The 7,908-nt window shown below is 77.0% G+C and carries 8 protein-coding genes and 1 pseudogene; 7 read left to right on the plus strand and 2 right to left on the minus strand.

Annotation, left to right across the window (positions count from 1 at the left end):
* The 3 genes and pseudogenes from PYV61_RS16895 to PYV61_RS16905 form a co-directional block, all read left to right on the plus strand.
* Positions 1–271: pseudogene (locus PYV61_RS16895) on the plus strand (cardiolipin synthase B); the annotation flags it as partial.
* 77 nt (positions 272–348) lie between these two features.
* A complete protein-coding gene (locus PYV61_RS16900) occupies positions 349–1,341 on the plus strand; it encodes an alpha/beta hydrolase (RefSeq protein ID WP_275833732.1) in 993 nt (330 codons plus the stop codon).
* A 199-nt stretch (positions 1,342–1,540) separates the two neighbouring features.
* Entirely contained in the window at positions 1,541–2,983 is a 1,443-nt protein-coding gene (locus PYV61_RS16905) for a serine hydrolase (protein ID WP_275833733.1), read from the plus strand.
* 37 nt (positions 2,984–3,020) lie between these two features.
* On the opposite strand, the gene PYV61_RS16910 is transcribed toward PYV61_RS16905, so the two are convergent.
* Complete coding sequence (locus PYV61_RS16910) at positions 3,021–3,398, minus strand: helix-turn-helix domain-containing protein (protein WP_275833736.1); 378 nt, start codon at positions 3,396–3,398, stop codon at positions 3,021–3,023.
* 74 nt (positions 3,399–3,472) lie between these two features.
* Between PYV61_RS16910 and PYV61_RS16915 the strand changes: the two genes are divergently transcribed.
* Entirely contained in the window at positions 3,473–4,243 is a 771-nt protein-coding gene (locus PYV61_RS16915; RefSeq protein ID WP_275833737.1) for an SDR family oxidoreductase, read from the plus strand.
* Positions 4,244–4,252: 9 nt separating this feature from the next.
* Here the strand turns inward: PYV61_RS16915 and PYV61_RS16920 are convergent, their stop codons facing one another.
* A complete protein-coding gene (locus PYV61_RS16920; RefSeq protein ID WP_275833739.1) occupies positions 4,253–4,951 on the minus strand; it encodes a deoxynucleoside kinase in 699 nt (232 codons plus the stop codon).
* A gap of 169 nt (positions 4,952–5,120) precedes the next feature.
* Between PYV61_RS16920 and PYV61_RS16925 the strand changes: the two genes are divergently transcribed.
* The 3 genes from PYV61_RS16925 to PYV61_RS16935 all read left to right on the plus strand — a co-directional run.
* Complete coding sequence (locus tag PYV61_RS16925) at positions 5,121–6,011, plus strand: hypothetical protein (RefSeq protein ID WP_275833741.1); 891 nt, start codon at positions 5,121–5,123, stop codon at positions 6,009–6,011.
* Positions 6,012–6,081: 70 nt separating this feature from the next.
* A complete protein-coding gene (locus tag PYV61_RS16930; RefSeq protein WP_275833743.1) occupies positions 6,082–6,621 on the plus strand; it encodes a hypothetical protein in 540 nt (179 codons plus the stop codon).
* 114 nt (positions 6,622–6,735) lie between these two features.
* Positions 6,736–7,908: ABC transporter permease (locus PYV61_RS16935; protein WP_275833745.1), on the plus strand; the 1,173-nt coding region annotated here is incomplete at its 3' end.

Consider the following 7,908-nt stretch of genomic DNA (forward strand, 5'->3'; position numbering starts at 1 on the left):
GCGGCGCGCCCGGCGCGGGCACGGCAGCGTGGGGCGCGCGGCGGCGGGCGCGCTCCGCCTCGGCAACGCGGTGGGCGCGGCCATCGCCGGCACGCGCGTGCTGGGGCGGGCGGAGGCGTCGCTGTTCGTCACGACCGCGCTCGCGCTGCTGGCGCTGGCGGTCGTGGCGGTGCTGTGGCCGCGCGTGGTGGCGGCGCCGCTGGCCGTGCTCGTGGCGTGGCTGGCGGTGGGGCTGCTCGGCAAGGCGCGGCAGCTGCGGCGCGGCGGGTAGGCGCGCGGCGCGGGGGGCGCTTGCCGTCGGCGGCCGGCCGTCGCATCGTCGGGCGCCCACCCTCGACCGAGTCCCGCGTGCGCTCACCGCTCCACCCGCTCGTCGCCGCCGCCGCCGTCGTCGCGCCGCCACTCGCGGCGCCGCTCGCGGCGCAGGACCCGGCGCCGGGGTTCGTCGCCGCCAACGGCGCGCGCCTCCACTACCTCGACTTCGGCGGCCGCGGCGAGCCGGTGGTGCTCCTCGCGGGGCTCGGCAACGGCGCGTGGATCTGGAGCGACTTCGGGCCGCGCCTCGCGCGCGCGGGGTTCCGCGTGGTCGCCCTCACCCGCCGCGCGCACGGCGAGTCGTCGGCGCCGGCGGACGGGTACGGGCTCGACACGCTGGCGGCCGACGTGGTCGCGTTCATGGACTCGCTCGGCCTCCGGCGGGCGCACCTCGTCGGCCACTCGCTCGCCGGCGCGGAGCTGACGCGGATCGCCGCGCGCCACCCGGCCCGCGTGCTCCGGCTGGTCTACGTCGACGCGGCGTACGACCGCGCGGCGCAGCGCCGTCTCGACGCCGCCGACCCGCCCCCGGAGCTCGCCCCGCCCATCACCGCGGCCGACCGGCGCTCCGTCGGCGCGTACCTCGCCTACCAGCGGCGGGCGCGCCCCGACCTGGCGCGCTTCTGGGGGACGGCGGTGGAGCGCGACTTCCGCGCCTCGCTCGCCGCCGACTCGGCGGGCGCGGTGCGCTGGCGCCACCCGTTCGCGCACTACGGCGCGATGCTCGACGACGCCGCGCGCGCGGCGCCCGAGTACGACCGCGTGCGCGCCCCGGCGCTGGCGCTCTACGCGACCGTGTCGCAGACGATCCTCCCGCCCGACGCGACCGCCGAGCAGCGCGCGCAGGCGGCGCGCTTCGAGCGCGAGAACAACGGGCCGTGGCTGGCCGCAAGCGAGGCGCAGTTCCGGACCGGCGTCCGCGGCGGCCGCGTCGCGCGCATCGCCGGCGTGCACCACCTCTTCCTCGACCGGCCGGACGAGACGCTGCGCGCGATCGTGCCGTTCCTGCGCGGAACCGCCCGCTAGGTGGGCGGCCGGGGCCGAGCGCGACGCCCGTGCGCCCGCCCGCGGACGTCGTCCCGGCCGCCTCTCCGTCGCCGGCGAGGCGCCGCAGGGTGACGCGCGCTCCCCCGCGCGGGTTGGGACGGGTGCGACGCGTGGGAGTCCGGCCGCCGATCGACGCCGCCGGCACGATCGTCGATCCCCGTTGCCGGAGGCCCCCGGAATGTCCGACGCCCGCCGCTTCGCGCTGCTGATCGCCGCCACCCTCGCCGCGTCGCTGGGCGCGTGCGGCGGCGGAGGGGGCGACGCCCCGGCCCCGACCGCGCCCCCGGGGCCGACGACGCCGTCGATCGCGACGGTCGCGGTCACCGCCAGCACCCCGGTGCTCTCGCCCGGGCAGTCCACGCAGCTCGCGGCCAGCGCGGCGCGCGCCGACGGGCAGGGCGCGGCCGTCGCGACGTTCGCCTGGCTCAGCGAGACGCCCGCCGTCGCGACGGTCGACGCGACCGGCCGCGTCACCGCCGTGAGCCCGGGCACCGCCGTCATCGCGGCGACGGCCGGCGCCGTGCGCGGCTCCACGACGATCACCGTGCGACCGGGGCCCGCGGCGCCGCTCGCCGACCTCACGCGGATCGTCGACTCCGTGCGCCTCGCCTGGAAGCTGCCCGCCATCGCGGCCGCCATCGTGACGCTGGAGGACGGGCTCGTCGCCGTCGGGGCGGCCGGCACGCGTCGCGCGAGCGGGGGGCCCGCGGTCACCAGCGACGACCGCTGGCACCTCGGCTCCAACACCAAGGCGATGACGGCGCTCCTCGCGGCCGCGGCGGTCGCGCAGGACCGGATCGGGTGGACGACGACGATCGCGCAGGCCTTCCCGGAGCTCGCGAGCGTCCGCGCCGAGTACCGCGACGTCACCCTGCGCGAGCTGCTCTCGCACCAGTCGGGCCTCACGCCCATCCTGGGCAACGCGGCGCTCGGGACCGGGACGACGGCGGCGGCCCAGCGGGCGTCGGCGGTGGCCGCGGTGCTCCAGCAGCCGCCCCCGTCCGGCACGACGCGCGGCGCGTTCGAGTACAACAACGTGGGCTACGTCGTCGCCGGCGCGATGCTGGAGCGGGCCCTCGGCACGTCGTTCGAGGCGGCCATGGCGACGCACGTCTTCACCCCGCTCGGCATGACCGACGCCGCCTGGGGGCCGCAGGCCGCGGCGGGCAGCACGACCCAGCCGGTCGCCCACCGGCGCCAGTCGGACGGATCCTGGACCGAGCTCGAAGGCTACGACCTCCCGCCGGTCTTCAACTCCTCGGGCACGATGCACATGTCGCTCGCGAGCTGGGGGCGATTCGTGCGCGAGGTGCTGCGCGTGGAGGCGGGCACGTCCACCGTCGCCCCCGCCGACGTCGCGCGGCAGACCACGTCGCCCGCGGTCGCCATCAACGCGACGGCGAGCTACGGCATGGGCTGGGGCATCGCATCCCGCGCGTGGGCGAACGGCAAGGTGCTCGACCACACGGGCAGCAACCTGGGCAACGCCTCGCTCGCGGTCCTGGCCCCGGCGCGCAACGTGGCGTTCCTGGTCGCGACCAACGGCTACGATCCCGCCGGGTTGGAGGCACTCAGCGCCCTCCACGGCCGGCTGGTCGCGTTCCACACCACGGGCAGGTGAGCGTGGCCCGGCGCGCCCCCGCCGGCCCGCGCCGCGCTCAGCCGGCGGCGCCCCGCGCGTCGAACGCCCGCCGCGCCGCCTCGACCGTCTCGCGGTGGTGCGCCGCCCACACCCACACGCCGCAGAACGCCTCGCCGAGACTCTCGCCGAGCGGGGTGAGCGCGTAGTCGACGCGCGGCGGGACGACCGCGTGCACGGTGCGCGTGACCAGCCCGTCGCGCTCCATCTGCCGCAGCGTCTGCGTCAGCATCTTCTGGCTGATCCCCGGCACCAGCGCGCCGAGCCGGGTGAAGCGCTGCGTCCCGTGCTCGTCGAGCACCTCGAGCAGCAGCATCGTCCACTTGTCGGCGACGCGCCCGATCAGCTCGTGGACGAGCGCCTCGACGCGGGGGTCGGTCGTCTCGATGGTCGGCATCGCTCTCCGTCGGGTAAGTATGGCACTTTCGGGTGCCTTCTTTCGATCGGAGAGTAACGGCCTAGGATGCGGGCATGCAAACGCCCGCCACTCCCCGCCTCGCCCTGATCACCGGCGCCAGCCGCGGCCTCGGCCGCAGCATGGCGCTCCACCTCGCCGACGCCGGCCTCGACGTCGTCGGCACCTACCGCGCGAACGCCGACGAGGCCGCGTCGCTGGTGCGCGAGGTCGAGGCGCGCGGCCGACGCGCCGCCGTCCTCCCGCTCGACGTCGGCCGCAGCGACACCTTCGCCGCCTTCGCCGGGGCGCTGGCGCGCACGCTGCGCGACGACTTCGGGCGCGAGACCTTCGACGCCCTCGTCAACAACGCCGGCATCGGCACGCACGCGGCGTTCGCCGACACCACCGAGGCGCAGTTCGACGAGCTGCTCGCCGTCCACCTCAAGGGGCCGTACTTCCTCACGCAGCGGCTCCTCCCGCTGCTCGCCGACGGCGGCCGCGTGCTCAACGTGTCCACCGGGCTGGCGCGCTTCACCTACCCCGGGTACGCGGCCTACGCGTCGGCCAAGGGCGGCGTCGAGGTGCTGACCCGCTACATGGCGCGCGAGCTCGGCGCGCGCGGGATCCGCGTCAACGTCGTCGCGCCGGGGGCGATCGCGACCGACTTCGGCGGCGGCATGGTGCGCGACGACGCCGACGTCAACCGGCACGTCGCGTCGACGATCCCGCTCGGCCGCGTCGGCGAGGCCGACGACGTCGGCGCGGCGGTGGCCGCCCTCCTCTCCGACGGGATGGGGTGGATCAACGGCGCCCGGATCGAGGTGTCGGGCGGGCAGCAGGTGTAGCGCGCGGCGTCAGCCCGCGCGCTGCAGCCGCGGCCCGCGCTCGGGCTCCGCCGCCGGCCACAGCTCCGTCTGCGGCAGCTCGGGCTCCAGCCGCCGGCGCACGCGCGCCGCCACCGCCTCGATCGCCTGCGGGTCGGCCACCAGGTCGTAGTCGCGCACGTCGATCGACAGCACCGGGCAGCGCCGGAAGCCGGCGATCCACTGCTCGTAGCGGCGGTGCAGGGCGGCCCAGTAGGCGACGTCGGTGTCGCTCTCCTTGGGCCGCCCGCGGCGCGCGATGCGCTCCACGATCACGTCGAGCGGGCCGTGGAGGTACACGAGCAGCCGCGGCGGGCGCGCCGCCGGCGAGTGCAGCAGCTCGCCGTACAGCTGGAGGTAGAGCGTCCACTCGGCGGCGCCCATCAGCCCCTCCTCGTGCAGCCCGCGCGCGAACACCTCCGCGTCCTCGTACCACGTGCGGTCGAGCACCCAGCTGCCGCCCGCGCCGCGGATGCGCCGCATGCTCTCGAAGCGCGTCGCGAGGAAGTGCAGCTGCAGGCGCAGCGCGTACTCGCGCCGCGACTCGGCGCCGCGCGCGTAGTACGGCTCGAGCCACGGGTTGTCGTCGCCGACGCTCTCGGGGGCGAGCTGCAGCCCGAAGCGCGCCGCCAACGCGCGGGTGAGAGTGCTCTTGCCGGCCCCCACCATGCCGGCGACGCCGATCAGCATGGCGCGAACGCTCGCCGCCGAGCCCGGGGGCGGCAAGCCCTTGACGGTCGGGGGGTCGGACTACCCATTCGCGGCCTCCCCTCGTGGGCGAGACTGGTGGCACACATCGCCACCGCGGCGCCGAGCGTTCCCCGCGCCGCCGATCGCATATCACCGGAGTCGGTCCCGCATGCGTCCGTCCGCCCTCGTCCTCGCCCTCGGCCTCGCCCTCCCGGGCGCCCTCGTCGCCCAGCACGCCGGGCACCACGCGCCCGCCGCGCGCCCCGCGGTCGCCAAGGTCGCCGCGAAGCGCGCCGCCGCGCCGCGCGTCGTCACGATCAAGACGATGGACTACGCCTTCGAGGCGCCCGCCTCGATCCCCGCCGGCACCACCACGTTCCGCATCGAGAACGCGGGCAAGGAGCTGCACCACGTCTGGCTCGTGAAGCTGGAGCAGGGGAAGACGGTCGGCGACTACCTGCAGGCGCTGCAGGCCGTCGCGAAGGGCGAGGCCCCGCCGCCGTCGTGGGCGGTCGACGTGGGCGGCCCGCAGCCGGGCGTCCCCGGCGCGCTCGCCGACGGCACGCTGACGCTCGACGCCGGCAACTACGTCATCGTCTGCCACATCCCCGCGCCCGACGGGCAGCCGCACATCGCCAAGGGGATGTACAAGCCGCTCACCGTCACGCCGAGCCGCGAGGCCGCCGACGAGGCGAAGGCCGACCTGACGATGACGCTGAAGGACTACGGCTTCGAGTTCTCGACGCCGCTCACCGCCGGCCGCCGCACGATCCGCATCGTCAACGCCGCCGAGCAGTTCCACGAGGCGTTCATCGTGAAGCTGGCGCCGGGCAAGACCACGAAGGACGCACTGGCGTGGGTCGAGGGCGGGATGAAGGGCCCGCCGCCGATGATGCCGGTGGGCGGCGCGTCGGGGCTCGCCAAGGGGCGGTCGATGCAGTTCACCGCCGACTTCGCCGAGGGCGAGTACGGGCTGCTCTGCTTCCTCCCCGACGCGAAGGACGGCAAGCCGCACGTCGCGCACGGCATGTTCACGCAGATCACGGTCGCGAAGAAGTAGGCGCGGCGGTGACACTCGCGGGGCCGGCGGGGCGTATGGCATCTTGACGCCATCCCCCACCGGCCCCGCGATGCGCATCCGCCCGCTCCTCCTCGCCTCCGTCGTCGTCGCCTCCGTGCTCGCCGCCTGCTCCGGCGGCGGCGCCCTCGGCGACGTGAACGTCGACATGTCCGGCGACTCCGCCGCGCGCGCCTTCACCCTCGCCGAGGGCGACGTCGCGATCACGAGCACCGAGGGCGTCGCCGTCCTCGCGCTCGTCGGCGACACGGTGCGCCTGCAGCTCTCCGACAGCCTGCGCGCGCACGTGCGCGCCGAGGTCGACTCGCAGGCCGGCGAGGCGGGGGCGATCGGCGGGATGATCGCCGGCGCGGTCGGCAGGGTGGTGGGCGGCGCGATGGGCTTCGTCGTGCGCCTCCCCGTCGAGGACGTGGAGAACGTGCGCTACGAGGACGGCCACGTGCGCTTCGAGAGCCGCCGCAACGCGAAGTTCTCCTTCGGCACCGACGGCGACGGCGGCGACGGGAAGGGGATGCGCTTCAGCGAGGCCGACGGCCAGCGCTTCGTCGAGGCGGTGAAGCAGCGGCAGCGGGAGCTGGGCGTCCAGGAGTGACGCGGCGGGCCCGCGCGCGCCGGGGGTGACGGCGCGCGGGCCAACCGTTCCCCGGCTCGGCGTGTCGGAGACGCATCTCCCGTCCCGCCCCGCGTCCACCGCCCGAGGCCCCCGATGCTCGACCCGCTCCGCGCGGAGCTGCGACAGGCGGCGCGCGCCCTGCGCGCCGCCCCCGCGTTCACCGCGATCGCCCTCCTGACGCTGGCGCTGGGGATCGGCGCCGCCACCGCCGTCTTCGGCGTCGTGCACGGGGTGCTGCTGCGCCCCCTGGACTACGGCGACGCCGCGCGCCTCGCCGTCGTGCGCGGCGACGGCGCGCAGTCGGTGGTGCCGGCGACCTACCTCGCCTGGAAGCGCGCCAGCCGCACGATGCGCCTCGGCGCCGCGCAGGCGTGGGGGCCGGCGCTCACCGGCGTCGAGCGCGCCGAGCAGCTGGCGGGGATCCACGTCGCGCCCGACATGCTGGCGCTGCTCGGCGTGCGCCCGGCGGTGGGGCGGCTGTTCACCCCCGACGAGGCGCGGGGCGCGAACGCGCGCGTCGCGGTGCTGCGGTGGGACCTGTGGCAGCGGCGGTTCGGCGGCGACTCCGCGGTCGTCGGGCGCACGATCACCCTCGACGGCGAGCCGTACGCGGTGGTGGGCGTGATGCCGCGCGGCTTCCGCTTCACCCCGTTCTGGGCCGCCGGCGCCGAGGTCGCGGCGCCGCTCGTGCTCGACGACCGGCTGGCCGACCGCGAGGTCAACTCGCTGCGCGTGTTCGCGCGGCTGGCGCCGGGCGCGACGCTCGACGCCGCGCGCGCCGAGATGGCGGCGGTGGGGGCGGCGCTGCGCGCCGACGACCCGGAGGCGGCGCGCCGCGTGGACGTGCTGCCGCTGCGCGACGTCGTCGTCGGCGACGCGCGCCCGGCGCTGCTCGTGCTGCTCGCCGCCGTCGGCTTCGTGCTGCTGATCGCCTGCGCGAACGTGGCGAACCTGCTCCTCGTGCGCGCCACCGGCCGCGGGCGCGACCTGGCGGTGCGGGCGGCGCTCGGCGCCACGCGCGCGCGCCTGCTGCGCCAGGCGCTGGTCGAGAGCGCGCTGCTGGCGGCGGCCGGCGGCGGGCTCGGGCTGCTGCTCGGGTGGGGCGGGCTGCGCGTCATCGCCGCGCTCGGGCCGGCGTCGCTCCCGCGCCTCGACACCGTCGGCGTGGACTGGCGGGTGGCGGCGGCGGCGCGCGCGGCGTCGCTGGCGGCGGCGCTGCTCATCGGCGCCGACGCGGCGCTCGCGGCCGCGCGCGACGCCGCCCCG

Origin of the sequence: Roseisolibacter sp. H3M3-2 (assembly GCF_029211165.1) — a bacterium.
Classification (GTDB): Bacteria; Gemmatimonadota; Gemmatimonadetes; order Gemmatimonadales; family Gemmatimonadaceae; genus Roseisolibacter.

Excerpts from the sequence above, each read along its gene's own strand:
- PYV61_RS16930 (WP_275833743.1), top strand. The coding sequence starts at position 6,082 with ATGCGCATCCGCCCGCTCCTCCTCGCCTCCGTCGTCGTCGCCTCCGTG.
- PYV61_RS16915 (WP_275833737.1), top strand. The coding sequence starts at position 3,473 with ATGCAAACGCCCGCCACTCCCCGCCTCGCCCTGATCACCGGCGCCAGC.
- PYV61_RS16910 (WP_275833736.1), bottom strand. The coding sequence starts at position 3,398 with ATGCCGACCATCGAGACGACCGACCCCCGCGTCGAGGCGCTCGTCCAC.
- PYV61_RS16925 (WP_275833741.1), top strand. The coding sequence starts at position 5,121 with ATGCGTCCGTCCGCCCTCGTCCTCGCCCTCGGCCTCGCCCTCCCGGGC.
- PYV61_RS16920 (WP_275833739.1), bottom strand. The coding sequence starts at position 4,951 with ATGCTGATCGGCGTCGCCGGCATGGTGGGGGCCGGCAAGAGCACTCTC.
- PYV61_RS16905 (WP_275833733.1), top strand. The coding sequence starts at position 1,541 with ATGTCCGACGCCCGCCGCTTCGCGCTGCTGATCGCCGCCACCCTCGCC.